Annotated in this window: 22 protein-coding genes and 1 tRNA gene; 6 read left to right on the top strand and 17 right to left on the bottom strand. The window is 62.3% G+C overall.

The window, feature by feature from the left end; genetic code table 11:
- Positions 1-3: 3 nt before the first annotated feature.
- Entirely contained in the window at positions 4-876 is an 873-nt protein-coding gene (gene yghU / locus msub_RS16670) for a glutathione-dependent disulfide-bond oxidoreductase (RefSeq protein ID WP_048497283.1), read from the bottom strand.
- A 109-nt stretch (positions 877-985) separates the two neighbouring features.
- On the opposite strand from yghU, the gene msub_RS16665 reads away from it, so the two are divergent.
- The 3 genes from msub_RS16665 to msub_RS16655 all read left to right on the top strand — a co-directional run bounded on the left by msub_RS16665 (position 986) and on the right by msub_RS16655 (position 5,287).
- Positions 986-3,094: a NosR/NirI family protein gene (locus tag msub_RS16665; RefSeq protein ID WP_048497282.1), complete on the top strand. Its 2,109-nt coding sequence runs from the start codon at positions 986-988 to the stop codon at positions 3,092-3,094.
- Positions 3,095-3,164: 70 nt separating this feature from the next.
- The gene (locus tag msub_RS16660) at positions 3,165-3,770 is read left to right on the top strand and encodes a TetR/AcrR family transcriptional regulator (RefSeq protein ID WP_048497281.1); all 606 of its coding nucleotides are present in this window, start codon (positions 3,165-3,167) and stop codon (positions 3,768-3,770) included.
- 206 nt (positions 3,771-3,976) lie between these two features.
- The gene (locus msub_RS16655) at positions 3,977-5,287 is read left to right on the top strand and encodes an NAD(P)/FAD-dependent oxidoreductase (RefSeq protein WP_048497280.1); all 1,311 of its coding nucleotides are present in this window, start codon (positions 3,977-3,979) and stop codon (positions 5,285-5,287) included.
- Here msub_RS16655 and nuoN read toward each other — a convergent pair.
- The 14 genes from nuoN to msub_RS16585 form a co-directional block, all read right to left on the bottom strand.
- Positions 5,284-6,720 (bottom strand): NADH-quinone oxidoreductase subunit NuoN, encoded by a 1,437-nt coding sequence (gene nuoN / locus msub_RS16650; RefSeq protein WP_406564710.1) that lies wholly within the window; start codon positions 6,718-6,720, stop codon positions 5,284-5,286. The two genes, msub_RS16655 and nuoN, sit on opposite strands and share 4 nt — an antisense overlap.
- A complete protein-coding gene (gene nuoM / locus msub_RS16645; RefSeq protein WP_048497278.1) occupies positions 6,717-8,255 on the bottom strand; it encodes an NADH-quinone oxidoreductase subunit M in 1,539 nt (512 codons plus the stop codon). The genes nuoN and nuoM overlap by 4 nt, the downstream gene beginning before the upstream one ends.
- Complete coding sequence (gene nuoL / locus msub_RS16640) at positions 8,252-10,126, bottom strand: NADH-quinone oxidoreductase subunit L (protein WP_197083896.1); 1,875 nt, start codon at positions 10,124-10,126, stop codon at positions 8,252-8,254. Before nuoL ends, nuoM begins: the two co-directional genes overlap by 4 nt.
- Positions 10,123-10,431 carry an NADH-quinone oxidoreductase subunit NuoK gene (nuoK, locus tag msub_RS16635; protein WP_048497277.1) on the bottom strand — a complete coding sequence of 103 codons (309 nt, stop codon included), beginning with the start codon at positions 10,429-10,431 and terminating at the stop codon, positions 10,123-10,125. The genes nuoL and nuoK overlap by 4 nt, the downstream gene beginning before the upstream one ends.
- The gene (gene nuoJ / locus msub_RS16630; RefSeq protein WP_048497276.1) at positions 10,431-10,949 is read right to left on the bottom strand and encodes an NADH-quinone oxidoreductase subunit J; all 519 of its coding nucleotides are present in this window, start codon (positions 10,947-10,949) and stop codon (positions 10,431-10,433) included. Before nuoJ ends, nuoK begins: the two co-directional genes overlap by 1 nt.
- An 18-nt stretch (positions 10,950-10,967) precedes the next feature.
- Positions 10,968-11,537, bottom strand: coding sequence for an NADH-quinone oxidoreductase subunit NuoI (nuoI, locus tag msub_RS16625; RefSeq protein ID WP_048497275.1), 570 nt, complete (start codon positions 11,535-11,537; stop codon positions 10,968-10,970).
- 18 nt (positions 11,538-11,555) lie between these two features.
- The gene (gene nuoH / locus msub_RS16620; RefSeq protein WP_048497274.1) at positions 11,556-12,533 is read right to left on the bottom strand and encodes an NADH-quinone oxidoreductase subunit NuoH; all 978 of its coding nucleotides are present in this window, start codon (positions 12,531-12,533) and stop codon (positions 11,556-11,558) included.
- Positions 12,530-15,286: an NADH-quinone oxidoreductase subunit NuoG gene (nuoG, locus tag msub_RS16615; protein ID WP_048497273.1), complete on the bottom strand. Its 2,757-nt coding sequence runs from the start codon at positions 15,284-15,286 to the stop codon at positions 12,530-12,532. Before nuoG ends, nuoH begins: the two co-directional genes overlap by 4 nt.
- A gap of 38 nt (positions 15,287-15,324) precedes the next feature.
- Positions 15,325-16,695, bottom strand: a complete 1,371-nt coding sequence (nuoF, locus tag msub_RS16610) for an NADH-quinone oxidoreductase subunit NuoF (protein ID WP_048497272.1) — start codon at positions 16,693-16,695, stop codon at positions 15,325-15,327.
- Complete coding sequence (nuoE, locus tag msub_RS16605) at positions 16,692-17,222, bottom strand: NADH-quinone oxidoreductase subunit NuoE (RefSeq protein WP_197083916.1); 531 nt, start codon at positions 17,220-17,222, stop codon at positions 16,692-16,694. Before nuoE ends, nuoF begins: the two co-directional genes overlap by 4 nt.
- 2 nt (positions 17,223-17,224) lie before the next feature.
- Entirely contained in the window at positions 17,225-18,979 is a 1,755-nt protein-coding gene (gene nuoC / locus msub_RS16600) for an NADH-quinone oxidoreductase subunit C/D (protein WP_048497270.1), read from the bottom strand.
- 50 nt (positions 18,980-19,029) lie between these two features.
- On the bottom strand, positions 19,030-19,707 hold the full coding sequence (locus msub_RS16595; protein ID WP_048497269.1) for a NuoB/complex I 20 kDa subunit family protein: 678 nt from the start codon (positions 19,705-19,707) through the stop codon (positions 19,030-19,032).
- Between the two features lie 73 nt (positions 19,708-19,780).
- Positions 19,781-20,191, bottom strand: a complete 411-nt coding sequence (gene ndhC / locus msub_RS16590) for an NADH-quinone oxidoreductase subunit A (RefSeq protein ID WP_048497268.1) — start codon at positions 20,189-20,191, stop codon at positions 19,781-19,783.
- 167 nt (positions 20,192-20,358) lie between these two features.
- Positions 20,359-20,432 (bottom strand) — tRNA-Gly (locus msub_RS16585).
- A 70-nt stretch (positions 20,433-20,502) separates the two neighbouring features.
- Here msub_RS16585 and msub_RS16580 point away from each other — a divergent pair.
- The 3 genes from msub_RS16580 to msub_RS16570 all read left to right on the top strand — a co-directional run bounded on the left by msub_RS16580 (position 20,503) and on the right by msub_RS16570 (position 23,392).
- A complete protein-coding gene (locus msub_RS16580) occupies positions 20,503-22,227 on the top strand; it encodes a potassium/proton antiporter (RefSeq protein ID WP_048497267.1) in 1,725 nt (574 codons plus the stop codon).
- Positions 22,228-22,334: 107 nt separating this feature from the next.
- Positions 22,335-22,898, top strand: coding sequence for a L,D-transpeptidase family protein (locus tag msub_RS16575; RefSeq protein WP_048497266.1), 564 nt, complete (start codon positions 22,335-22,337; stop codon positions 22,896-22,898).
- A gap of 212 nt (positions 22,899-23,110) precedes the next feature.
- Positions 23,111-23,392: an Lpp/OprI family alanine-zipper lipoprotein gene (locus msub_RS16570; RefSeq protein WP_048497265.1), complete on the top strand. Its 282-nt coding sequence runs from the start codon at positions 23,111-23,113 to the stop codon at positions 23,390-23,392.
- A 42-nt stretch (positions 23,393-23,434) separates the two neighbouring features.
- On the opposite strand, the gene msub_RS16565 is transcribed toward msub_RS16570, so the two are convergent.
- Together msub_RS16565 and msub_RS16560 are read right to left on the bottom strand one after the other, a co-directional pair.
- The gene (locus msub_RS16565) at positions 23,435-24,223 is read right to left on the bottom strand and encodes a slipin family protein (protein WP_048497264.1); all 789 of its coding nucleotides are present in this window, start codon (positions 24,221-24,223) and stop codon (positions 23,435-23,437) included.
- Between the two features lie 39 nt (positions 24,224-24,262).
- Positions 24,263-25,657: an NfeD family protein gene (locus tag msub_RS16560; protein WP_048497263.1), complete on the bottom strand. Its 1,395-nt coding sequence runs from the start codon at positions 25,655-25,657 to the stop codon at positions 24,263-24,265.
- Positions 25,658-25,723: the final 66 nt, after the last annotated feature.

Genomic DNA, 25,723 nt, shown 5'->3' with positions numbered 1-25,723 from the left:
ACCTCATTCGCCGTCCCCGATCTTGTCCTGGGTCCGGGTCTGGAAGTCGCTGGCATCATGACGCTCGTGAAGCTGGCTTTCCGGCTCACCCCAGGTACGATTCACCATGCGCCCGCGCCTGACCGCCGGCCGCTGGGCGATCTCGTCAGCCCACCGCACCACATTGGTATAGGTGTGGGCCTGAAGGAACTCGGCCGCGTCGTACACCTTGTTTTTTACCAGGGCGCCGTACCAGGGCCAGATTGCCATATCGGCGATGCTGTACTCATCACCGGCAATGTACCGGTTGTTGGCCAGCTGGCGATCCAGTACGTCCAGCTGGCGCTTGACCTCCATGGCGTACCGGTTGATCGGATATTCATACTTCTCCGGTGCATAGGCATAGAAATGGCCGAAGCCACCGCCCAGCATGGGCGCACTGCCCATCTGCCAGAACAGCCAGTTCAGGGTTTCTGCGCGGCCCGCGGTGTCTTTGGGCAGGAAGGCACCGAATTTTTCCGCCAGGTACAGCAGGATCGATCCGGATTCGAACAGGCGGATGGATGGCGTGACGCTGTGGTCCATCATGGCCGGGATCTTCGAGTTGGGGTTCACCTCGACAAAGCCGCTGCCAAACTGATCGCCTTCGGTAATCTGGATCAACCAGGCGTCGTATTCCGCGCCCGAAATGCCCAATTCCAGCAGTTCCTCCAGCATTACCGTGACCTTCACGCCATTCGGGGTCGCCAGGGAATACAGTTGCAGCGGATGCTTGCCCACCGGCAGCGCTTTGTCATGGGTCGGCCCGGCAATGGGTCGGTTGATGCTGGCAAACCGACCTCCGCTTTCGGCCTCCCATTTCCAGACTCTGGGTGGCGTATAGGTTGCGTCGGTCATGTTACGTCTCCTCACAAAGTAGCATCCAGGTGGCTCCGAGGTCGCATTGAGCCAATGTTCAAAAACTCTAGCATGGAAGGTCAAACAAAAAGAACCACAGGAGTACCCCATGGCAGGGCGCATCGTGCTCCTTCTTGCCTGTCTCTTTACGTTACCGTATGCCCAGGCAGACCTGTCCGCGCAGAAACGGGAGTTGATCCAGGCGATGTTTCCCAAGGCCACCGTGATCGAGGACAAGCGGTCAGACTTTCCGGTGTACCCGGTCTACCAGCTTCAGGAACTGCTGGGCTACGCCTATGAATCGGTGGATCTCAGCCGGCTGCAGGGTTTTGCCGGCAAACCCATCAGCATGCTGATCGGCCTTGATACCCGTGGCCGTTTTACCGGCGTGACGGTGCTCAATCATCATGAGCCGGTATTCCTGCACGGGCTCGGTGAAGCACCCCTGTTCGAGTTTGTCGACCAGTACGCCGGCCACTCCCTGCGTGAGCAGATCATCGTCGACACTTCCAATTCCGGGCGCTCCGGCCGGGATACCCAGGGCAACATCGTGCACTTTGACGGTGTCAGCAAGGCAACGGTATCGGTCCTCATCATCAACGATACCGTGCTGTCCTCTGCCCTGAAGGTGGCCCGCAACAAACTTGAGGGCTTTACCCAGGCACCCCCAACCCGGGCCAGGCCTGACTTTTTCCAGCCCCTGGGCTGGCAGGCGCTGGTCGAACGCGGCTACCTGGGCCACTGGAAGATCAGTGCTGAAGCGGTCGAGCAGGCCCTGGGGCGGCCGCTGGCGGATTATCCCGATGCCCCGCAACCGGAGCCGGGCGAACCCTTCATTGAGCTGTATTTCGGCTATATTAACGCGCCCATGGTTGGCCGGAATCTGCTGGGCGACGAGGGCTATCGGCGGCTTATCAGCAAAGCCGGCGACAACGCACAGATTCTGGCCGTGATGTCCCGCGGGGCCTTCAGCCATCTGTCGGAGGATTTCGTCCCCGCCAGCACACCAGACCGGCTCGGCATGGTGCAGAATAACCTGTCGGTAACCCTGCGGGACCTGAACATGTTTGACCAGGCGATCGGTTTCCGGGCCGATGGCATGCCCGCGTTCGGCCGCGAGACCCTGTTCCGCATCGGCGGCAACGCCGGTTTTAATCCGGGCGCCAGTGCCACGCTCAAGCTCAATATCGAACTGGCTCGCAACTACCTGATGGTGGATCGCACCACGCTGGATATTCCCGTGGCCTTCCACCCGGATCTGTTCGAAACGGTCGAGGTGGCACCGTTGCCGGAACAGACCCGGCAACCGGTCTGGGTCGGGCTCTGGCAGCAACGCTGGTGGCAGATCAGCCTGCTGGTGCTTGGCCTCGTGGTGTTGACGGTATTCTTTACCCGGCAGAAAACCCTGAGCCGGCGTCCGAAACTGGTGCACCGCTTCCGCTGGGGCTTCCTGTTTTTTACCCTGTTTTTCATCGGTTTCTATGCCCAGGGCCAGCTCTCGGTGGTCAACATCTACACCCTGCTGCTGGCGGTCTGGGACGGCTTCACACTGGACGTGTTCCTGCTCGATCCGATCCTGTTCATCCTCTGGACCTACACCTTCATCACCCTGTTTATCTGGGGCCGAGGCCTGTTCTGTGGCTGGCTGTGCCCGTTTGGCGCGCTTCAGGAAATAGCCGCCTGGCTCGGGGAAAAACTGAAGTTCCGGCAGATCAGAATCCCCGAGCGCTGGCACCGCCGGTTGATCCTGCTCAAGTATCCGATACTGCTGGCGTTGGTCGGCAGCGCCTTTTACTCCCTCACCCTGGCCGAACGGCTGGCGGAGGTGGAACCCTTCAAGACCAGCATCACGCTGCTGTTCGTCCGGTACTGGCCGTTTGTCGCCTACGCGGCGGGGCTGCTGGTGATCGGCATGTTCATTCACAAATTCTATTGCCGCTACCTGTGCCCGCTGGGCGCCGGCCTGGCGGTGCTGGGCCGGTTACGCCTGTTCAGCTGGCTGGAGCGGGTCGAGCTCTGCGGCAACCCCTGCCAGCACTGCAAGAACGCCTGTGGTATCAACGCGATCCGCAAGGACGGGCAAGTGGATTACGACGAGTGCATCCAGTGCCTGGAATGCGTGGTTATCCTTCGGGATGAGGACGCCTGCGTCGACAAGCGGCTTGAACAGAAAAAACGAGCGAAGCAGGCCAACATACTGGCCACGGACGCCGGCTGACTGTTCATGAATAGTTGCTCAAGTTATGATTGAGCAGTCATTCAAACCACGAAATCGGTGAACTGCTGGTATGGCCAGACATGCACGCTACGACAGGAAAACCGCCCTCGGGAAGGCCGTCGGCCTGTTCTGGGAAAAGGGGTATCACGGCAGCTCCATGAAACAGATTGAGCAGGCCCTGGATATGCGCCCGGGCAGCATCTATGCCACCTTTGGCAGCAAGGACGGCCTGTTCTCAGAAGCCCTTGCCGCCTACGCGGAAGAGGCCGGGCGCGAACTGTCAGCCCACCTGAAGAGCTACGATTCCATCGTGGAAGGGTTACAGGACTACCTGCGCGGCATCGCCAGCGGTTCTGGCGGCGGAAACCAACCACCCTCCCGCGCCTGCATGATCGTGAAAACCCTGCTCGAATCCAGCAGCACACACCCGGCCCTGGCCGCTCAGGCCAACCGTATTCTTGCCGCCATTGAACAATCCCTCACTGACCTTCTGGAACAGGCCAAGGCCCGGGGCGAGCTGGTGCAGGCGGTGGATTGCGGGCGCCTTGGCCGGCTGATTCAGGCCCAGATCATGGGGCTCCGGTCCATGGGGGAGCGCGAGCTCGACGCCCGGGCCATGCGGGCACTCGGCGACGATATCGCCGCCATTCTGGACGGCTACCGGGCCCACCATTGAGTAGGCCCGCCACGAGCTCCGGACGTTCGCTCCGGGGCTGAAGCCGGTTGTACTTAGGTAGCATTGCATTGGCCACTTATCCAAGTGACCATTACTTGCCTGTTGTGGTAGCATTAGCAACCTACCTTTTTTGACTATCCAGTGAGGACAGCCAAGCGCTTTCCCGGAAGAGCGCTTGGCTCTCTTCACTTACAGGTCTGATTGCAATGGACAACCTTCATCACGTCGTTGTTGTCGGCGGCGGCGCCGGCGGTCTTGAACTGGTCACCAGTCTTGGCAACAAACTGGGAAAGAAACGCAAAGCCCGGATCACCCTGGTGGATGCCGGGCTGACTCATGTCTGGAAACCCCTTCTGCACGAAGTCGCCTCCGGTTCCCTGGACGCCAACGCCAACGAGATCAACTATCGGGCCCATGCCAGGAAGCACCGCTACGAGTTCCAGCTCGGGCGCATGAGCGGGCTCGACCGCACCGCCAAAAAGCTCGTTATTGCCCCCTTTTATGACGAGGATGGCGCGGAAGTGGTGCCGGAACGCCACATTAGCTATGACACCCTGGTGATCGCCGTAGGCAGCACCGCCAACGATTTTGGCACCCCCGGCGCCCAGGACAACTGCCTGTTCCTGGACAGCCTGAGACAGGCCCGCCGGTTTCACAAACTGATGCTTAACGCCTTTCTGCGCAAGAACCACGAGGCCATGCAGGGGGCGGAACACGCACTGAATGTCAATATCATCGGCGCCGGCGCCACCGGCGTGGAGCTGGCAGCGGAACTGCGCCTGGCCTCCCGGGAACTGCCGGTGTACGGCATGAATCATCTGCAGGCATCCGACGTCTCGATCAACGTCATCGAAGCCGCAGACCGCATCCTGCCGGCCCTGCCGGCCCGGCTCTCGGCCGCGGCCACCCGCGAGCTGGAGCGGCAGAACGTAAAGGTACTCACCGGCCAGCCGGTAAGCGAAGTCCGGGCCACCAGCATCGTCATGAAAGATGGCACCGAGCTGCCTTCCGAGATGACCATCTGGGCGGCCGGCATCAAGGCGCCGGCGTTTCTCGCCGAACTCGGTGGCCTGGAAGTGAACCGCAGCAACCAGCTGGTGGTGGAGCAGACCCTGCAAACCACCCAGGACACCGACATCTTCGCCCTGGGGGATTGCGCGGCCTGTCCGCAACCGGATTCCGACCGGCCGGTGCCCCCGCGGGCCCAGGCGGCTCACCAGCAGGCCGACACCCTGTTCAAGACCCTGTGCAACCGACTGGAGAACGGTAAGGCCGTGCCGTTTGTCTATAACGATCACGGCTCACTGATCAATTTCAGCCGTTACACCACCGTTGGCAACCTGATGGGCAACCTGTCCGGCCGCAGCATGTACGTAGAAGGCAAGGTCGCGCGCCTGTTCTATCTGTCGCTCTACCGCATGCACCAGGTCGCGCTGCACGGCATGCTCCGTACCGGCATCATCTGGTTGATGGACCGGATCAGCCGGGCCATGCATCCGAGGCTCAAGCTGCACTAGCCGAAGTGCAGCTGGTGCACCCAGTCAATCATCGGGCCCGGGTAAATGCCCAGCACCAGTATCGCCACAGCCAGGGCCATCAGGGTGATCCCGCCAATACGGCTGCCCCAGTCGTTGGTCACATCCCGCTGGCGCATGCCCGGTTCTGGCAGGTACAGGGTCACCATCACCCGCAGGTAGTAATACAGCCCGATGGCACTGCCGACAACGATGCCTCCCACCAGCCACCAGCGGTTTTCTGCCACACCCAGGGCGATCACGTAGAACTTGCCGATGAATCCGGCGGTGAGCGGAATACCCGCCAACGACAGGAAACTGACGGTCATCACGGCCGCCAGATAGGGCCGGCGCCAGAACAGGCCCCGGTATAATGGCAACGCGTCCGCATCCTCGCCGCCGAACGGGCTCGATACCAGGGTCACCACGCCGAAGGCTACCAGTGTCGTCACCAGATAGGTGATCAGGTAAACCCCCGTGGTTTCGATAGCCAGGGCGTTGCCCACCACGATGGCCACCAGCAGATAGCCAAAATGGGCGATGGACGAATACCCCAGCAGCCGCTTGAGATTGGCCTGGAACAGCGCCAGAAGGTTCCCCCCCAGCATGGTCAGCAGGGCCAGCACCGTGACCAGGGTCTGCAGCCACTCACTGCTGAACACCGGCGCCGCCAGCACCAGGCGCAGCAATACCACAAACACCGCCAGCTTGCTGACCGTGGCAAGGAAAATGGTGGCCGGTGCCGGTCCCCCCTGGTAGACGTCCGGCGTCCACAGGTGAAAGGGCACCACCGAGAGTTTGAAGCCCAGCCCCACCACGATCAGTGCCGCGCCGGCAAGCATCCAGGCATCTGGGGCAGCGGCCAGAGCGCCCGCCAGGCCCGCCAGATCCAGATGGCCGGTGCGGGCATAGATCAGCGCCATGCCGAACAGCAGGAAGGCCGTGGCGGCCGCCGAGAGCAGCAGGTATTTGATGCCTGCCTCCAGTGAGCGCTCGGCCCGGAAACTGTAGGCCAGCATGCCATAGAGCGGCATGGACAAGAGTTCCAGGCTGATAAACAGCATCGCCAGGTGATCGCTGTTTACCAGGGCCAGGGCACCGGTCGTCGCACACAGCAGCAGCAGGTAAAACTCTTCCCGGGGGCCGATATAGCCGGTCAGGTAGTGATGGCTCAGGATCACCGTTACCAGCGCCGATAGCAGAATCAGGGCGCCAGCCATGACCGCCACGCCATCCACCTGCATCAGAGGCGGGGAACTGGCCGCGGGATAGCTGAGAGGGAGGCTCAGCAGGGCCGCCACCAGCCCCGCCGCAGAGACCAGGGCGGTGCCGGCGTGATGGCGCTGCCAGGCAATTCCGAGCATGGCCACCACCGCCGTGACCCCGACAATGATCAGCGGCAATAGCGCGAGAAGGTGGGCAGCGGTCAGCATCAGCGCACCTCCCCGGACAGGTCGATCAGATGGTCACCGGCGGCGCCGGCGAACAACTCCGCAATGTTCCCCGCCAGGACGGCAGTGGTATCCAGCAGCGGCTGGGGGTATAGGCCGACCAGAAGCACCAGGGCCAGCAGAACCAGCATCATGAAGTACTCCCGCCAGTGCGGCCCCGGCAGCGGGCCCTCCCGATACACCGGGCCGAAATGCACCCGTTGCATCAGGATCAGCGAGTACAGGGCCGCCAGCACCAGCCCGCTACTGGCGATCACCACGACCACCGGGGCCGTCGGAAAGGTGCCAAACATAATCATGAACTCACCAACAAAATTGGCCGTGGCCGGAATCCCCAGGGAGGCGGCAATAAAACACAGGGTAAACCCCGGCAGCACCGGTAGCCGGCCCCAGAGGCCACCCATTTTGCGCATGTCCCGGGTATGGAGGCGTTCATAGAGCTGCCCGCTCAGGATGAACAGCCCGGCGGAGGAGAATGCGTGAGCCACCATCAGCACGATGGCGCCCTGGATCGCCAGTTCCGAGCCGGAATAGATAGCAATCAGTACGAAGCCCATGTGGGAAATGCTGGTGTAGGCGATCAGCCGCTTGATGTCCTGCTGGCCACAGGCCAGCACGGCGCCATACACGATGCTCACCAGGCCCAGGGTCATGGCAACCGGAGCAAAGGCCACGGATTCTTCCGGGAACAGTGGTAGCCCAAAACGGAGCATGCCGTAAGCAGCTGTTTTCAGGAGAATACCGGCCAGGTCGACACTGCCGGCGGTGGGCGCCTGGGTGTGGGCATCGGGCAGCCAGCCGTGCAGGGGCACCACCGGCAGCTTGACCGCAAAGGCAATGAAGAATCCGAGCATCAGCCAGGGCGCAATGGCATCAGGGACCTCTGTCTGGCGCAATACCCCGTAACTGAATGACAGCTCGCCGGTGTTGCCGTAGTGGATAAAGACCAGACCCAGAATCGCCACCAGCATCAGCAGGCCGCTGGCCTGGGTATAGATGAAAAAGCGGGTGGCGGCACGAATCCGGGTCTGGCCCGCGGAACCACTGTGGCCCCAGAGCGCGATCAGAAAATACATGGGCACCAGCATCATTTCCCAGAACAGGAAGAACAGGAACAGATCCAGGGCCAGGAAAACGCCGACCACCCCACCCAGAATCCACAACAGGTTGAGGTGAAAGAAACCGATCCGGTCACCGACCTCCTGCCAGGAACAAAGCACCGCCAGGGCGCCGAGAAAACCGGTAAGCGCCACAAGGATCAGCGAGAGTCCGTCCAGTGCCAGGTGGATCTGAATGCCGAACCGGGGAATCCAGTCCACCCGCCATTCCAGCAGCCACTGGCTCTGCCCTTTCGCGGGCAGGGCAAAATCACCGGTCACCCAGAGCCACAGGCTGATCACCAGAACGAACAGCATGGTGGCCAGGGCGATCCAGCGGGGCGTCTGTTTGCCCCACCGATCGGAGTACCAGCACAAAAGGCCACCCAGGAACGGAATCACGATCAGCCACACCAGGATCACGAAACACCCCCCGGGCCAATGGCCAGCGCCAGCAAGATCACCGTCGCGCCCAGAATCATCGCGGTTGCATAGCTGCGCACCCGGCCATTCTGGGCTCGCACCAGGCCGCCATTGAGCAGCCGGGCCAGCAGCGCCAGCAGGTTGACCGCCATATTCACCAGGTCGTGCCGCAGTATGCGAACCAGAATCAGCCAGGGCCGCACCAGCAGGCGGTCATACAGGGCATCGAAACCCCAGGCCCGGTGCCAGAGGGACCACAGCATGGCGCCCGGCCCCCGACTGACCTGTTGCCGCAACCACCCGGCCCGCGCCAGAAACAGCCATCCCGCCAGCGCCAGGCCGGCAATGACAGTGCCGATGGCCAGCACCTGGACCAGAGTATGGCCGGTCTTCGTGCTTTCCCCGGGGGGCGCCGGGAAGAGACTGCCAAGATGCGGATACAGCCAGGCGCCCACGAAGGTGGACAGCACCGCCAGCACGCCCAGAGGCAGGTGATGGGTCAGCAGTTGGGTGCCGGGCTCGGCGTTCCGGGCGTTGTCGCTGCCGTACTCGCCATGGAAGATGCCGAGAATCAGCCGCACCGTGTAGAGGCAGGTCAGCAGGGCGCCCAGCAGGCCCGCCAGAAAAAGGCCCGAGTTGCCGGCCGCCATGGCCTGCCAGAGGATTTCATCCTTGCTGTAAAAGCCGGCCGTCACCAGCGGCAGGGCCACCAGGGCCGCTCCCCCAACCAGGAAACCGGCATAGGTCACCGGCAGGCGCTTTCTCAGCCCGCCCAGCCGGGCCATGTCCTGCTCATGGTGGCAACTGGTGATCACCGAACCGGCCGACAGGAACAGCAGCGCCTTGAAGAAGGCGTGGGTGACCAGGTGGAAAATGGCGGTATCGAACGCCCCGACGCCGAGCGCCAGGAACATGTAACCAATCTGGCTCATAGTGGAATAGGCCAACACCCGCTTGATATCGGTCTGGGCCAGGGCAGCGAAGGCCGCCAGCAGCAGAGAGACCGCGCCAATGATGCCGACCAGCCCGAGGACATCCGGGGCCAGCAGGAACAGCCCGTTCAGGCGGGCAATCAGGTAGACCCCGGCGGTGACCATGGTCGCCGCGTGAATCAGGGCCGAGACCGGGGTCGGGCCCGCCATGGCATCCGGCAACCAGGTATGCAGCGGTACCTGGGCGGACTTGCCCAGGGCACCGCCCAGCAGCAACAATGCGATAAGACTGGCCATCGGATCCCCCGGCGACCAGACCTCGGAGGCGCGCGCCATCACCTGCTGGATATCCAGGGTGCCCAGCTCCCGGAAAATCAGGAACAGACCCAGGGCCAGAAACACATCGCCAATCCGGGTCACCACGAAGGCCTTGAACGCGGCCATGCCGTTGGCGCTGTCCTGATAGTAGTAGCCGATCAGCAGGTAACTGCACAGGCCAACCCCTTCCCAGCCCAGGAACAAGAGGAGCAGATTGTCCCCGAGCACCAGCACCATCATGCTGAAGACAAACAGGTTCATCCAGGCATAGAACCGGGTAATGCCAGCCTCGCCGGCCATATACCAGGCGGCAAACAGGTGGATGAAGAAGCCCACACCGGTAATAACTGCCATCATCACCAGGGCGAGGCCATCCACCGCCAGACCGATGGTCGCTTTGAATGTGCCCACCTCCATCCAGGTCCAGAGCGCGAAGCGAACCGCGCCACCAGCATGCGGGTAGATCGCTATCGCCCAGGCCGTCGCCAGGGCCGCCAGCCCCACACTGGCAACGCCAATGCAGGCGCCGACCCGTGGCCCCAGACGACCAGCGGTGAGCGCCAGTACCAGGGTGCCCATCAGGGGCAGGACAAAGGACAGGGTGACCAACAGCTCCATCATCCGCGCATCCTGCTTACCAGATCGAGATTGAGAGACCGTACCCGCTGATAGAGCTGGATCATCAGCGCCAGACCCACGGACGCTTCCGCGGCGGCCAGGGTGATTACCAGCAGGAACATGGCCTGGCCGTCAGGCTGGCTCCAGGCCGTGGCCCCCACCACGAAGGCCAGGGCCGCGGCATTCAGCATGACCTCCAGGCTCATCAGTACAAACAGCATGTTGCGGCGCAGCATCAGGCCCGCCAGTCCGAGGACAAACAGAATGGCGGCCAGAAACAGGCCGTGTTCCACCGGAATACCCGCCATCAGGAACCTCTCCTGTGTCGCAGTGGATTCGATCTGCGCCCGACATGGGAGGCCGCCACCAGCGCCCCCAGCAACAGCAGACCCGCCAGTTCAACGACCATCAGCCAGGGCCCGAACAGCGTCAGCCCCACCGCCCGTGCGGTCAGCAGTTCGCCGTCAATGGCCCGCGCCATGTCGCCGCCGGCAAGCAGATACACCAGAACGCCGAACAGCGTCAGGGCCAGCAGCGAAGGCCCGATCCAGTGCCGCGGATGGCGCCAGCCGTCGACGTCGGCCTCGGCGTCCGCCCCGAGGTTGAGCATCATCACAACAAACACGAACAGGACCATGATGGCACCGGCATAGACGATGATTTCCAGGGCGCCGGCAAAGGGCGCTCCCAGGGCGAAGAACACCAGCGCCACGGCGATCAGCGAGACGATCAGATACACCACGGCATGCACCGGGTTGCGGCCGGTAATCACGCCCACTGTGGCCAGAACCGCCACCAGGCCACTCAGATAAAATGCCAGCTCCATGGGTCTTCACCTCCCGATTTATGGCAACAGGGAACGTACGTCCACCGGTTCCTCTTCATTCAGTGCCTGGCCCTTGTCCTTGCCCCCGATGGCCATGCCCGCCACCTTGTAGAAGTGGTAATCGTGGTCCTTGCCCGGGCCGTTGATCAGCAGGTCTTCCTTCTCGTACACCAGTTGCTGCCGATCGTATTCCGCCATCTCGAAATCCGGGGTCAGCTGGATTGCCGAGGTCGGGCAGGCCTCCTCGCACATGCCGCAGAAAATGCAGCGGGAGAAGTTGATACGGAAGAATTCCGGGTACCAGCGGCCATCCTCCTGCTCGCCTTTCTGCAGTGAGATGCAGTCCACCGGGCAGGCCACCGCGCACAGGTTGCAGGCCACACAGCGCTCCTCGCCATCCGGGTCCCGGGTCAGCACGATCCGGCCCCGGTAGCGGGGCGGCAGGTAGACAGCCTCCTCCGGGTAGTTCACCGTCTCACGCTTGCGGAAACCGTGCATGAACACCATGCCCAGAGTCCGCAACTGGGTCCAGGTGGCCGGCACCAACCAGAGCACCGACCGGATAAACGGGACCTTTTCCTTCTCCATAACAGGGTCCTCCCAGGCTTACGGGCCAACCAGCAGCATCACTGCGCCGGTGGCCAGAAGATTGATCAGGGTCAGCGGCAGACACACCTTCCAGCCGAAGCTCATCACCCGGTCATAGCGGGGCCGCGGCAGCGATGCCCGCAGCAGGATAAACAGCATCAGGAAGAAACCGGTCTTGATTGCGAACCAGAGAATCGGCGGCAGCCAGGGGCCTTGCCAGCCACCGAAGAACAGGGTGACGATCAGGGCCGACACCAGCACCATGCCGACGTACTCGCCGATAAAGAACAGGCCGAACTTCATGCCGGAGTATTCAATGTGGTAGCCGTCCGCCAGCTCCTGTTCGGCCTCCGGCTGATCAAACGGATGGCGGTGGGTCACCGCGATACCGGCAATCAGGAAGGTGCAGAAACCGAAGAACTGGGGCACCACAAACCAGAGGCCTTCCTGGGCCACGACTATGTCGCGCATGTTGAACGAGCCAGCCAGGGCCACCACGCCCATCAGTGACAGACCCATGAATACTTCGTAGGAGAGCGTCTGGGCCGAAGCCCTCATGGCCCCGATCAGGGCGTACTTGTTGCCACTGGCCCAGCCGCCCAGCAATACGGCGTAGACATTGATTCCGGCCATCGCCAGGAAAAACAGCAGGCCGATGTGCAGGTCGGCAATGCCCCAGCCGGGGGTGATGGGGATGATGATGAACGACAGCAGCAGAGAGGCAAACGCGACCATCGGCGCCAGCACAAACAGCGGCCGGTCGGCGAAGGGTGGAATCCAGTCCTCCTTGAAGAAGATCTTGATCATGTCCGCCACCAGCTGGAGAGTGCCAAAGGGCCCCACCCGGTTCGGCCCATAACGGTCCTGCCACAACCCGAGCAGGCGCCGCTCGACAATGGTCATGGCCGCGCCCAGCAAAACCGCGCCCAGCAGAATCACCAGGGCCTGGAACATACCCCAGAGAATGGCCTGCAGATCGGGGCTCAGCCAGCTCATGGTTGCACCTCCTCACCAGGGGTCGGCGTCGACCCCGGGCCGGCAGTAAGCGTGACCCGGCCGCCGGCAATCCCGGCCGGCACGCTGCCCGCTGGTAGGCCCACCAGGCCGGCGGGCCAGTCAGTCTGCACGCAGGCCGGAAGGCTGACACAGGCGTGCTCGCCGGTGACAGTCACCAGCCCGCCGAGTTCTGCGCCCAAAGGTGTGGCGTCGGCTTGCGACAGCAGCAACACCGGGCGCTCCATACGCTGGCGAATCTGCTCCGCCCGGGCAGAGGTTTCATCCCCACCAAACAGTCGCGGCAAGACGACGGCCTGGCAATCATCGCCTCCGGGCCGGAACGCGTGGGGAATGGCCGTGGCGTAGTGATACTGACCGGGCCGGGGAGCAAGCAGCCGGACGCCGGGATCACCGCCGCGCAGGTGCCCCCCCACCTCATCGGTGAACTTGTTCCAGGCCTGGGGCGAATTCCAGCCCGGCGCCCAGGCAAAGGGCACCTGTTGCCGGGGTTCCTGGTAGCCGCTGTAGCCCTCCATGGAGAACGCGAAGGCGGTATCCGGATCCTGGGGCGCCCGGGGTTCACTGACATTCTGGTTCGCCCGCATGGAAGTGCGGCCACTGTACCGGTGTGGCTCCCGGGCCAGCCGGAGCCCCTCAACCCGGTAGCCGGCATCCGGCGCGGCACCCACAATGGCGGCCAGTTCCGGACAGGCACCGGCACAGGCCCCGGTGACCTGGTCCAGGGTAATATCCCCGGAGCCCGACGTGTTTTTCCGGGCCGACAGCGCGTGCAGCCAGCGCCAGCTCTCGTGAATCCGGGCCTCGGGCCGCATGTAGGCCGGGTCGAATACCTGGAAAAAACGCTGGGCACGGCCTTCGAGGCTGACCAGGGTGCCATCGGCTTCGGCAAAGCTGGCCGCCGGCAGTGAAAAGTTGGCCTGGGCCAGGGTACGGGTACGCTGGTGATCCAGCACAACCCGAACCTCGGCACGGTCAAGCGCCGCATCGACCTGGTTATCCGGCAGGCGCTGGTACAGATCATTCTCCAGAATCACCACCGCATCGGCCTCGCCGCCGGACAACTGCGCCAGTGCCCAGTCCAGGGGCTGGCCACCCATCAGGGACAGACCGGTGCTGTTCACTTCCCGACGTATGAGCATCAGGCCGCCCCCGGATACCCGCCGGGCCAGCGCACGGGCGATGTTGCCGGCGGCATCCAGCACCGCCGGGCAAGCCAGCGAACCGCCACTGACCACCAGCGGACGATCCGCCTCCATCAGGGCCCGGGCAATATCGCCGGCCTGCTTGTGAAGCCCATCATCCAGATCCGTAACCGCCGGTGCCGATGCATCAATGGCATGGGCGATGGCAAAGCCCAACCGGGCAATGTCGTCGGGCGCCAGGGACAGCCTGGGCCGGGCAATTTCATCCAGCTCGGTGGCCGCCGGGTAGGCAATGAACAGGGGCTGGCGGTGGTCCTGGGCCAGGGTTTTCATGGCTTCGGCGTTCCAGCCCGGAATCCCCAGCTTCGCTGCCCGTTCCGAGGGTGGGGCCGTTATCGCCTGGCGAATGGCCAGCCCCAGACGGGCCGCGCTTTCCATGGGATCCTCGCCAAGCACCAGCACCGCATCGTGCTGCTCCACTTCCCGCAGCGTGGGTACGGGCAAACCGCAGCTGCGGGTGATGTCATTCATGCGCTCCAGGCAGTCCTGCTCCCGTGCTTCGATGCCGGTGGAGAAGTTCGCCAGTCCCACCAGTTGCCGGAGCTGGTAATTGCTCTCCAGGCTGGCCCGGGGTGAGCCGATACCAACCACCCGGCGGGCATGTTTGAGGGCATCGCCAATACGCGCCAGCGCCGCATCCACCTCGAGCTCTGCCGGCTGCTCACCGGGGCTCGGCCGCCACTCCGGCACACGGGGCCGGTCGGTGCGGTTGACATAGCCATAGCCAAACCGCCCCAGATCACACAGGAAGTAGCCGTTCACTTCTCCGTGGTAGCGGTTTTCAATCCGGCGGATATCGCCATAACGCTCACCCGGACTGATATTGCAGCCCACGGCACACTGGTGGCAGATACTGGGTGCAAATTGCAGGTCCCACTTGCGGGTGTAATGGTCCGAATGGCTCTGGTCGGTGAACACTCCGGTGGGGCAGACTTCGGTCAGGTTGCCTGCGAACCGGCTTTCGAGAGTGCCTTCCTCGTGGCGCCCGAAATAGATGTTGTCCTTGGCCCCGAACGCTCCGAGATCCTTGCCGCCGGCGTAGTCGTTGTAGAAGCGTACGCAGCGGTAGCAGGTGATGCAGCGGTTCATCTCGTGGGCGATGAACGGGCCCAGGTACTGGTTGCGGCGGGTACGCTTGCGGAACCGGTAACGGCGGCGGTCGTGGCCGGTCATCACGGTCATATCCTGCAGGTGACAGTGACCGCCTTCCTCACACACCGGGCAGTCGTGGGGGTGGTTGATCATCAGCCACTCGACGACACTGGCCCGGAAGGCCCGGGCCTCCTCGTCCTCGATATCAATCCGGGTGCCGTCTGCCGCTGGGGTCATGCACGACATCACCAGAGTGCCCTTATGGTCGTCGCTGCCCTTGTACTGGCGCACAGCACACTGGCGGCAGGCCCCGACACTGCCCATCGCGGGATGCCAGCAGAAGTAGGGTATGTCCAGGCCCAGGGACAGGCAGGCCTGGAGCAGGTTGTCTGCCCCGTTGACCTCGTAGCTCTGGCCGTCCACATGAATGGTTGCCATGGTGCCGGTTTACTCCCTGTTCGCGGTCAGTGATCGGGTCATACTTCCCCCACCGGAATCGGATCCGCATGGGCCTTGCCCTTCGGGTAATGAACGCCCTGCTCGAATTCGTGCCGGAAGTGCCGGAGGGCGGTCTGCAATGGCATGGCTGCGCCCGGGGCGTGGGCGCAGAAGGTCAGCCCCGGCCCGCAGTCCGCCGCCAGCTTGTCCAGCAGCTCGACATCGCCGGCCTGGCCTTCGCCCCGCTCCAGCGCCAGTAACAGCTTCACGGTCCACGGCAGGCCATCCCGGCAGGGGGTACACCAGCCGCAGGACTCCCGGGCGAAAAATTCCTCCAGATTACGCATCAGCGAGACCATGCTCTGGTCTTCTGTGACTACGGTAATCAGCCCCGTGCCCAGGCGACTGCCTTCCTTGCCCACGGTGTCGAAATCCAGTGGCAGGTCCAGGTGCTTCGGCAACAGAAAGCCGGTGCTGGCACCGCCGGGCAGCCAGGCCTTGAGCGCCCGGCCGTCCCGCAGGCCACCGGCACGGTCCAGGATTTCCTGGCCGGTGATGCCGATGGGCAGTTCCCAGAGGCCGGGCCGGTTCACCAGGCCCGAGGCGCCGTAGAGTTTGGTGCCGCCATCCTCGGTGCGCCCACCGGACAACCCCTGGTACCAGTCGGCACCCCGCAGCATCACCGCCGGCACGTTGCACAGGGTTTCCACATTGTTCACCACCGTGGGCTTGCCCCAGGCGCCGGATTGGCCGGGGAACGGGGGTTTGGCCCGCGGGTTGGCGCGCTTGCCCTCCAGGGAATTGAGCAGGGCGGTTTCCTCGCCACAGATGTAGCGCCCGGCGCCGGTATGCACGGCCATATCAAAATCGAAGCCGCTACCGGCGATATCCCGCCCGAGCCAGCCGGCCTCCCGGGCTTCCACAAGGGCCTCCGCCAGAACCCTGGCGGATTCCACGTACTCGCCGCGCAGGAAGATGTAGCCGTAGCGGGCGTTGTTGGCGAAGGCGGCCAGGATCATGCCCTCGATCAGCAGGTGCGGCTGCTGCTCCATCAGCAGGCGGTCCTTGAAAGTGCCCGGTTCCATCTCGTCGGCGTTACAGACGATATAGCCCCGGGGCATGTCGCCGCCCTGCAGGGTGAGGCTCCATTTCAGGCCGGCGGAGAAGCCGGCGCCGCCACGGCCGCGCACTCTGGCCTGTTTCATGGTGGCGATAACCGCCCGGGGATCGTGTTCGTTCAGGACCTGCTGGACCGCAAGATAGCCCTCCCTGGATTGGTAATCTTGCAGATTCACCACCTGGCCATCGTCCCGCAGCCGCCAGGTCAGCGGATGGGTCTCCGGCCTGCGCTCGGCAGCGGGCTGGAGTATCCGGCTCCGGTACACCGCAGACTGGCGCTGGCTGTTCATGAATAGCCCTCCAGGAGCCCGGCAAGCTCATCGGCGCCTACCGGCCCATAGACATCGTCGTCGATCATCATGGCCGGGCCACCGTCACAGGCGCCCAGGCAACATACCGGCAGCAGGGTGAAGCGGCCGTCGGCGGTGGTTTGCCCCAGGCCGATGCCCAGGTGTTCGCTCAGGGCCTGGCGGAGCTGGTCGAAGCCGGTCAGGAAACAGGAACTGGAATCACAGACCAGAATCACATGGCGACCCACCGGCTGGCGGAAAATCAGGCTGTAGAAGGTGGCCACCCCCTCAACGCTGGCCGGGCCCACCCCCAGCACCCGGGCAATCGCCGGGATGGCCGCATCCGGCACCCAGCCATGGCGGCGCTGGACAATTTTCAGCGCTTCTATGCAGGCCGCCTGGGGCTGCTCATAGTGGCTGAGCTCCTCGCGGATCGCGGTCTCATCCTCCGGATGCAGCTGAAAGCCATCGGTGGCGAGAATCTGCCCGCTCGAGGTCTGCTGGTTTGAAGCCTGTGTGTGTTCCATCATCAGCGGTCCACGTCTGCCATCACAAAATCAATGCTGCCCAGGTGGGCGATCAGATCCGGCACAAAGCCGCCCCGCATCACACTGGGAATCTGCTGCAGGTGCGGGAAGCTGGGGGTCCGGATCCGGGTACGGTAACTCATGGTGCTGCCATCACTGGTCAGGTAATAACTGTTGATGCCCTTGGTGGCCTCTACCATCTGCAAGGATTCCTGGGGCTTGAGCACCGGTCCCCAGGACACCTGCAGGAAATGGGTAATCAGTGTTTCAATGTGTTCCAGCATCCGCTCCCGGGGCGGCGGCGTGGTGAGCGGGTGGTCGGCCTTGAAATCGCCCGCCGGCATGTGGTTTACACATTGCTGGATAATCCGCAGGCTCTGGCGCATTTCCTCGATGCGGAGCTGGCCCCGATCGAAAACATCCCCGCGATCCCCCAGCGGCACCTCGAATTCGAAGTTGTCGTAACCGGAGTAGGGGCGCTGCTTGCGCAGGTCGAAATTGCATCCGGTGGCCCTCAGGTTCGGACCGGTAACGCCCCAGGCCAGAGCCTCGGCCGTGTTAAAGGCCGCCACGTTGCGGGTCCGCTCGCGCACCAGAGCGTTCTCCATCATCGCCCGCTCGTACTCACGCAGCCGGGGCGGCATCCAGTTCAGGAACTCCTGCACCAGCTTCTCCCAGCCCTGGGGCAGGTCCTGCATCACGCCGCCGATGCGGAACCAGGCCGGATGCATGCGAAAGCCGGTGATGCCTTCAATCACCTTGTAGGCCCTCTGCCGGTCGCTGAAGGTAAAAAACACAGGTGTCATGGCCCCCAGGTCCTGCAGGTAGGTGCCCAGAAACAGCAGATGGCTGGTGATCCGGAACATTTCGGCCATCATCACCCGAATCGTCTTCACCCGGTCTGGCACTTCAATGCCCGCCAGCTTTTCCACCGCCAGCACGTAGGGCAGGTTGTTCATTACCCCGCCGGTGTAATCGATGCGGTCGGTGTAGGGAATAAAGCTGTGCCAGGACTGGCGCTCCGCCATCTTTTCCGCGCCCCGGTGGTGGTAGCCGATATCCGGCACGCAGTCGACCACTTCCTCACCATCGAGCTGGAGCACAAGGCGGAAGGCGCCGTGGGCAGAGGGATGGTTGGGCCCCAGGTTCAGGAACATGAACTCCGCGCCATCCCGTTCCCGCGCCATGCCCCAGTTCTCGGGCACGAACTGCAGGGCATGCTGTTCCTTCTCCTGGCCTGCCACGGTCAGGGTGTAGGGATCAAATTCCGTGGCCCGGGCGGGGTAGTCCTTGCGCAGGGGATGGCCGGTCCAGGTTGGCGGCATCAACAGGCGTTCCAGGTGGGGGTGGCCGGCAAAGCCGATGCCGAACATGTCCCACACTTCCCGCTCGTACCAGTTGGCGGACGGGAACACGCCAGTGGCTGAGGGTACGCTCAGGTCGTCCGCACTCAGTGGCACTTTCAGCATGATGTCGCGGTTTCGCGTAACCGACATCAACTGGTAGAACACCGTGAATTCCGAGGGCGGTAATCCGTGACGATGACCACGCAGCCTCTCGTCCGTGGCCGACAGATCGTAGAGCATGTCGAAGGGTGCGTTCAGGCCCTTGAGGTAGCCCAGGACATCGGTCAGGGACTCTCGCGTTACCCAGAGCACAGGCATACCAGTGCGAGTCTGCTGGCAGCTCAGCACGCCATGGCCGAAATCCCGCTGCAGGGCTTCGACCAGTTCGGCTTCGGTGGTATCTGTGCTCATGCTCGTGGTTTGACTCCTGAAACCAGGTGGGTAAACAACGGCGTACCGTTCTACAGCTTGTCTGGCGTCCTCAGCTCCGTGACCTGGATACGCTGATCCCGCCACTTTTCCCGCTGCGAGGGCATCTCGGCCCGGTAGACGCCTTGATCCCCTACTACCCAGGATAGCGGCCGCCGCTCTTCCTGTATGGAATCCTGCAAAAGTTGCAGACCCTGCAGGAAGGCCTCGGGCCGTGGCGGGCAACCGGGCACGTAAACGTCGACCGGCAGAAACTTGTCCACGCCCTGCACCACCGAGTAAATGTCGTACATGCCCCCGGAATTGGCGCAGGAGCCCATGGAAATAACCCACTTGGGTTCCAGCATCTGGTCATAAAGCTGCTGAATGACTGGCGCCATCTTGATAAAGCAGGTGCCGGCAATCACCATGAAATCGGCTTGTCTGGGGGAGGCCCGGATCACTTCCGAACCAAACCGGGCGATATCATGGGGCGAGGTAAACGCGGTGGTCATTTCCACATAGCAACAGGACAGCCCGAAGTTGTAGGGCCACAGGGAGTTTTTCCGGCCCCAGTTGACCGCCGAGTTGAGCACTTCGCTCAGCCTGCCGGTAAAAACGTTACGCTCCAGTTGCTGTTTCACCGGGTCCTCGGTTTTTTTCCGGTGATCAATGGGATAACGGGCGTCATCCCCCGTCGGACCCTCGGCCCGGGTCAGGGTATAGGCCATTGAGTTCCTCCAGTGATACTCGCGCCATCGTTACTCGCCGGCCTGACAGGCCCGGGTCATTGATGGGCGCTTGCTAAGAACCGCGTTTGTCCGCTGTCCTGCTTTGCGGAGCCCAGTCAAGGGCGCCGGTGCGGCTGTCGTAGATCAGGCCGGCCAGCAGGATGAATATAAACACGGCAGCTCCCCAGAACCCGGTCCAGCCGACATCGCGGATAACCAGCGACCAGGCAAACAGGAACACCGCCTCAATGTCGAAGATCACGAACAGCATGGCCACCAGGTAGAACTTGACTGAAAAGCGCTGGCGGGCGCTGCCGGCGCCGATAATGCCGGATTCAAACGGAAGGGATTTGCTGATGCCATGGCTACGGCCACCCAGCAGGCTCGACGCACCCACCATAAAGGCGCAAAGGCCCAGTACCGCAACGATAAAAAACCCGGTCGCCCAGTATTGGGCCACGCCATGCGCCGTGCCTTCAATCATCCAGTCTCCCCTCGACAGTCTGCTGCCGTGGTTTTGAATACCTGACTTAAAAGCTAGCAATGGCTTCCCGATTGCGCAAACCCCTGGGGGAAAACAGCTCGTTAATATGCAACTATATGATGGGAAAGATATTACAGATGATACAGGTGAATATGAGAAGATACTGATGGAGCGGGTGAAGGGAATCGAACCCTCGTATGCAGCTTGGGAAGCTGCCGTTCTACCATTGAACTACACCCGCGACGCAATCACCGCGAGAGCAATATAAGCGCTTCGCCCGCCCGAGGGCAAGCATTCTGTCTGGAGCTTGAATGGATCCCATCCTGACCCTGATTGGCGCCCTGATGCTGGTCATCAGCATTGTCCTGAGCCCGCTCTCCAGCCGGGTCGGCATGCCCGTGCTGCTGATTTTTCTGGTGGTGGGCATGATGATGGGCGAAGACGGCCCGGGCGGGATTGAATTCGATAATTTCCAGTTGGCGTTCGTCATTGCCAACCTGGCGCTGGGGGTCATCCTGCTCGATGGCGGTATGCGCACCCGGGCCGAGACCTTCCGTGTCGGCCTGCGCCCCGCCCTGGTACTGGCAACCCTCGGCGTAGCCATGACGGCCGGCGGCGCGGCCATTATCGCCTGGTGGGTGTTTGATCTGAACTGGCTGACCGCCTTGCTGATTGGCGCCATCATTTCCTCCACCGACGCCGCGGCAGTATTCTCCCTGCTCCAGGGCCGTGGCCTACACCTGAACGAACGGGTCAGTGCCACCCTGGAAATTGAATCGGGCAGTAACGACCCGATGGCCATCTTCCTGACCCTGATGCTGGTGACCTTCATCGGCAATTCCGGCGATCAGGCCGGCTGGCTAGCGCTGACCATGCTGGCCAAACAGTTCGGGATTGGCGGCATAGCCGGCATCCTCGGCGGCTTTGCCATCGTAGAACTGGCCAACCGCATCCGCCTGACACCGTCGCTGTACCCGCTGCTGGTGGCCGCCGCCGGCATTTCGGTGTTTTCCGCCACCAACGCCCTGGGAGGCAGCGGTTTCCTGGCGATTTACCTGACCGGTGTGGTGATCGGCAACCGCCATGTGCGCATGATGCCGATGATCCTGCAGGTCCATGACGGCCTGGCCTGGCTGGCTCAGTTGTGTCTGTTCCTGATGCTCGGCCTGCTGGTCAATCCGTCCGACCTGGTTCCGCTGGCCGGCGGGGGCCTGATACTGGCACTGTCGCTGATTTTCGTGATCCGCCCGCTCACCGTCATGCTCACCCTCTGGCCGTTCGCCTTTAACCGGCGGGAGCTGGGCTTTATCAGTTGGGTGGGCCTGCGCGGCGCAGTACCCATCGTTCTGGCCCTGTTCCCGATCATCGCGCACCTGCCGGAGGCGGATCTGGTGTTCCACGCGGCCTTTTTCATTGTGCTGGTGTCCCTGCTGGTTCAGGGCACGACCATGGCGCCTCTGGCCCGCAGGCTGCGCCTGGAGGTCCCGGCCGGGGAAGTCCCTTATCGCCGGCTTCCGCTGGATGCCCCGGCAGCGGGTGATCATGAGCTGATGCTGTTCCCGCTGCGCGGCGAGAACTGGGAGACGCCCCGTCGCCTGAGCCAGCTCCGGTTCCCGGAGAACACGGCGGTAGCCGGAGTGTTCCGCAACCGGGTCTGCCTGCAACCGAAAGGCGACCTGGAAGTCGCCAGCGGCGATATGGTGGCGATGTTTGCCACGCCCGGCGTATTGCCGGAGCTGGGTAAGGCACTCAGTGGCCGGCATGCACCGAAATACCTTGCCGAGCGGGCGTTCTTCGGTGATTTCGTACTCAATGGCGACGCCCTGCTGGGGGATGTGGAGCAGGTCTACGGCATCGAGTTCGATGACCTGCCACCGGAGCTGTCCCTGGCCGAATGCTTTGCCAGGCGAACCAAGGGGCACCCTGTTGTCGGGGACGTGGTGATCCTCGGCCCGGTCACACTGGTCGCCCGGGCCACCAGTGCCGATCAGGTCACCAAGGTGGGGCTTAAGATGGACAGTTCACAAAACGGTTGATCAGTAAACGAGATAGCCTAAAAAGTTAACAAAATCCCTTAACAGCCCCCCGGCGGGCTATGGTATAAAACGCCTGTATAAAGATTAATCATTGGTAAGTTCAGGCTATGCTGATTTTCCGTGCTGTTTTTTCCGCCCTGGTCCTGCTGTCGCTGGCTGCCTCACCCCAGGCCCTGGCGGCCGGGTTGCTGGCCAAAGCCGACACCCGGATGCCGGCAAAAACCACCTACAACGCAGCCGATATCCAGGACGTGAGCAAGGTCGTTGTGCGCAAGGGTGAACGGCGGCTTTACCTCATGAGCGGCGACGAGGTGGTGCGCAGCTATCGTATTTCCCTGGGCGATAATCCAAAGGGCCATAAACTTTACGAAGGTGACGAACGCACCCCCGAGGGCACTTACACCCTGGACTGGCGCAATGCCGAGAGCGACTTCTACAAATCCATCCACATTTCCTACCCCAGCGAACGGGACCGGGAGCTGGCGTCGGCCTGGGGGCTGGATCCCGGCGGCAGCATCATGATTCATGGCTTGCCGAACGGCGAGGAAGATATGGCGTTTGCCTACAGGGGCCTGGATTGGACGGACGGCTGCATTGCCGTGACCAATAAAGAGATCGATGAAATCTGGCAATTGGTGTCGAACGGCACGCCGATCAGCATTCAGCCCTGAAACGTTCCCGGAAAAACCTGACAGCAGCATTAAGTTGTTGTCATAAGCAAAGAAAATTTACCCTTACTGAGTTAACATTTTTCCTTACAGTGTTTTACACTGTTTTACGACTCCGGTAGTCATTGCCCGAAACTGTCGGGCAAGTTGACAGGAAGTCGTCTACACTGACTTTCGGATCACAGGAAATAACTCGACCAATAAGGGGATTTACCATGCGTAAACTGACGATCGCCGGGATTGCACTGGCCACTGCACTGACTGCAGGTTGTGCCACTACCGATCAGGGTGCCATCGACGAAGCTAATGCAACAGCCAACTCCGCCGAGACCACCGCTGAGAAGGCACTGAACACTGCTAACAGCGCAGCCAGCACTGCTCGCTCTGCCGAGCAGACCGCAGAAGAAGCACTGGCAGCTGCCAAGGCTGCTCAGCGCGCTGCCGAGGAAGCAAACGAGCGTGCCAAGCGTATGCTCGAGCGTTCCAGCCAGAAGTAAGGCTGAAACGTTTCAGGAAAGGGCCGGCACTGCCGGCCTTTTTTATGCCTCGGGCTCGGGCTTGCCCGTGGTCACCGGCTTGTTCTGCTTCAGGAAGGTTGTCATCAGTTCCATCGGCAGCGGGAACACAATAGTCGCCGAATTGGTATTACTCATGTCCGCAAGGGTCTGCAGATACCGCAACTGCATTGAGCCCGAATTGCTGGACATCACATCTGCGGCTTCCACCAGCTTCTTCGAGGCCTGCAATTCGCCCTCGGCATGAATCACCTTCGCACGGCGCTCACGCTCGGCCTCCGCCTGACGGGCAATGGCCCGAATCATGGATTCGTTCAGGTCGACGTGCTTGATCTCAACGTTGGCGACCTTGATGCCCCACTCCTCGGTCTGGGCATCGATTATTTCCTGGATATCGGAATTCAGCTTGTCACGTTCCGAAAGCATTTCATCCAGATCGTGTTTGCCGAGCACCGACCGCAATGTGGTCTGGGCCAACTGACTGGTGGCCGAACCAAAGTCCTCAACCCGGATGATAGCCCGCTCAGGATCCACCACCCGGAAATAAAGCACGGCGTTCACCCGCACGGTGACGTTATCCCGGGAGATGACGTCCTGGCTGGGAACGTCAAGCGTGATCACCCGCAGATCCACCCGAACCATCTGCTGGATCACCGGAATCACGATGATCAGGCCGGGCCCTTTCACGCCCTGAAAGCGGCCGAGGAAGAACACCACCCCGCGCTCGTACTCCGGCATTATCTTGATGGCCGAGCCGAGAATCAGCAATAACACCACAACAGGTGCGATATAGGGAACCAGTTCACCAATCATACGGCCTCCTTGTTTTGCCGTTTGCCTGTGCCTATCGGATCAGCCGTTGCCCGGCAGCACCCTGACACTCAGCGTTAAACCCTCAACTGCTGTTACTTTCACCCGGTCATCCTTGCGGATCGGCTGGCTGCTGATGGCATTCCACCGTTCACCACTGACCCGGACATGCCCCCGGTAATGCTCATGCTCTGCGCAAAAATCTTCCAGCGACACGCCCTCTTCATGGCTCAACTGCTCGACACCGCTGACCGGGGACCTGCGCCGCAATCCGATAAACCGGGTGACCGTCCACAGGATAAAACCGCCGGCGACCAGGGCGGTACCGCCAATGGTCGGCAGGGATATATCCTGGTGGCTGCCATCCATCAGGATGACCGAGCCCGTCACAAACGCCACGATGCCTCCGACCCCCAATACTCCGAAACTGGGCACGAAGGCCTCTCCCACGATGAAGGCGAGGCCGAGCAGGATCAGCGCCAGGCCGGCGTAGTTGACGGACAGCACCTGGAAAGCAAACAGCGCCAGAACCAGACAGATGGCACCAACCACGCCGGGCACGACCGCGCCGGGGCTGGCCAGCTCGAAAACAATGCCGTAGAACCCGATAATCATCAGGAAATAGGCAACGTTCGGATCGGTAATCACCGACAGCAGGCGGGTACGCCAGTCTGGCTGGGCGCGGACAATCTCGAGGTCGGCGGTAGCCAGGGTCACCTCTCCCGACGCCATGGCAACCTTGCGGCCGTCGATCTGCTGAAGCAGTTCCCGCAGATTCGGAACAACCACGTCTATGACGTTTTTCTCGAGTGCTTCTGTGGCGCTGAGATTGACGGCCTTGCGCACCGCTTCCTCAGCCCAGTCGGCATTGCGGCCGTGGCGCTGCGCCAGCCCGCGGATGTAACTGACCGCATCCTCCAGCACCTTGCGCTCCATGGCGGTGCTGCCATCTCCGGCGTCCGGCTCACTGGCCGGTTCCTGGCTGCCAGGCAGGCCACCCATCTGGACCGGCGTTGCCGACCCGAGATTGGTCGCCGGTGCCATGGCGGCAATGTGACTGCCGTAGAGGATATAGGTGCCGGCGCTGGCAGCCCGGGCGCCCTGGGGAGAAACGTAGGTGGCGACAGGTACTTCAGAGGCAAGAATGGCCTGGATAATGTCCCGCATGGAGCTCATCAGGCCGCCCGGGGTATCGATCTCGATGATCACCAGCCCGGCACCCTCCGATTCAGCCCGGTCAATGCCGCGGGTGACGTAATCCATGGTGGCGGGGCCGATGGCGCCGTCAACGGTGAGTACCAGAGCGGTTCCGCTGGATGCCTGCTGGGCAAGCACCTGATGGCTCAATGATCCCAGAGCCATTAACAGACCGGCCAGCAGCACCAGTGCCCGGATTTTCAGGCGGGCAGGGCTCGGTAATCGAGTGGGACGGTGCATCTGCCTTACGCCTCCCCGGGATGCGGCAGAGAGACAGAAAACCGGTTTCTGTCAGCTGCCGGGTAA

Source organism: Marinobacter subterrani, assembly GCF_001045555.1.
GTDB classification, from domain to species: Bacteria; Pseudomonadota; Gammaproteobacteria; order Pseudomonadales; family Oleiphilaceae; genus Marinobacter; species Marinobacter subterrani.
Note: the sequence above shows the minus strand (reverse complement) of the source record. Positions and strands in the feature narration are given on the sequence as shown.

Coding starts and splice junctions, on each gene's coding strand:
- msub_RS16565 (WP_048497264.1), bottom strand. CDS start 24,223: ATGATTGGTGAACTGGTTCCCTATATCGCACCTGTTGTGGTGTTATTG.
- nuoE (WP_197083916.1), bottom strand. CDS start 17,222: ATGGAACACACACAGGCTTCAAACCAGCAGACCTCGAGCGGGCAGATT.
- nuoC (WP_048497270.1), bottom strand. CDS start 18,979: ATGAGCACAGATACCACCGAAGCCGAACTGGTCGAAGCCCTGCAGCGG.
- msub_RS16560 (WP_048497263.1), bottom strand. CDS start 25,657: ATGCACCGTCCCACTCGATTACCGAGCCCTGCCCGCCTGAAAATCCGG.
- nuoG (WP_048497273.1), bottom strand. CDS start 15,286: ATGGCAACCATTCATGTGGACGGCCAGAGCTACGAGGTCAACGGGGCA.
- nuoH (WP_048497274.1), bottom strand. CDS start 12,533: ATGAGCTGGCTGAGCCCCGATCTGCAGGCCATTCTCTGGGGTATGTTC.
- msub_RS16665 (WP_048497282.1), top strand. CDS start 986: ATGGCAGGGCGCATCGTGCTCCTTCTTGCCTGTCTCTTTACGTTACCG.
- ndhC (WP_048497268.1), bottom strand. CDS start 20,191: ATGATTGAAGGCACGGCGCATGGCGTGGCCCAATACTGGGCGACCGGG.
- nuoJ (WP_048497276.1), bottom strand. CDS start 10,949: ATGGAGCTGGCATTTTATCTGAGTGGCCTGGTGGCGGTTCTGGCCACA.
- msub_RS16570 (WP_048497265.1), top strand. CDS start 23,111: ATGCGTAAACTGACGATCGCCGGGATTGCACTGGCCACTGCACTGACT.
- nuoL (WP_197083896.1), bottom strand. CDS start 10,126: ATGATGGAGCTGTTGGTCACCCTGTCCTTTGTCCTGCCCCTGATGGGC.
- msub_RS16660 (WP_048497281.1), top strand. CDS start 3,165: ATGGCCAGACATGCACGCTACGACAGGAAAACCGCCCTCGGGAAGGCC.
- msub_RS16655 (WP_048497280.1), top strand. CDS start 3,977: ATGGACAACCTTCATCACGTCGTTGTTGTCGGCGGCGGCGCCGGCGGT.
- nuoI (WP_048497275.1), bottom strand. CDS start 11,537: ATGGAGAAGGAAAAGGTCCCGTTTATCCGGTCGGTGCTCTGGTTGGTG.
- msub_RS16595 (WP_048497269.1), bottom strand. CDS start 19,707: ATGGCCTATACCCTGACCCGGGCCGAGGGTCCGACGGGGGATGACGCC.
- nuoF (WP_048497272.1), bottom strand. CDS start 16,695: ATGAACAGCCAGCGCCAGTCTGCGGTGTACCGGAGCCGGATACTCCAG.
- nuoK (WP_048497277.1), bottom strand. CDS start 10,431: ATGGCGGGTATTCCGGTGGAACACGGCCTGTTTCTGGCCGCCATTCTG.
- yghU (WP_048497283.1), bottom strand. CDS start 876: ATGACCGACGCAACCTATACGCCACCCAGAGTCTGGAAATGGGAGGCC.
- msub_RS16575 (WP_048497266.1), top strand. CDS start 22,335: ATGCTGATTTTCCGTGCTGTTTTTTCCGCCCTGGTCCTGCTGTCGCTG.
- msub_RS16580 (WP_048497267.1), top strand. CDS start 20,503: ATGGATCCCATCCTGACCCTGATTGGCGCCCTGATGCTGGTCATCAGC.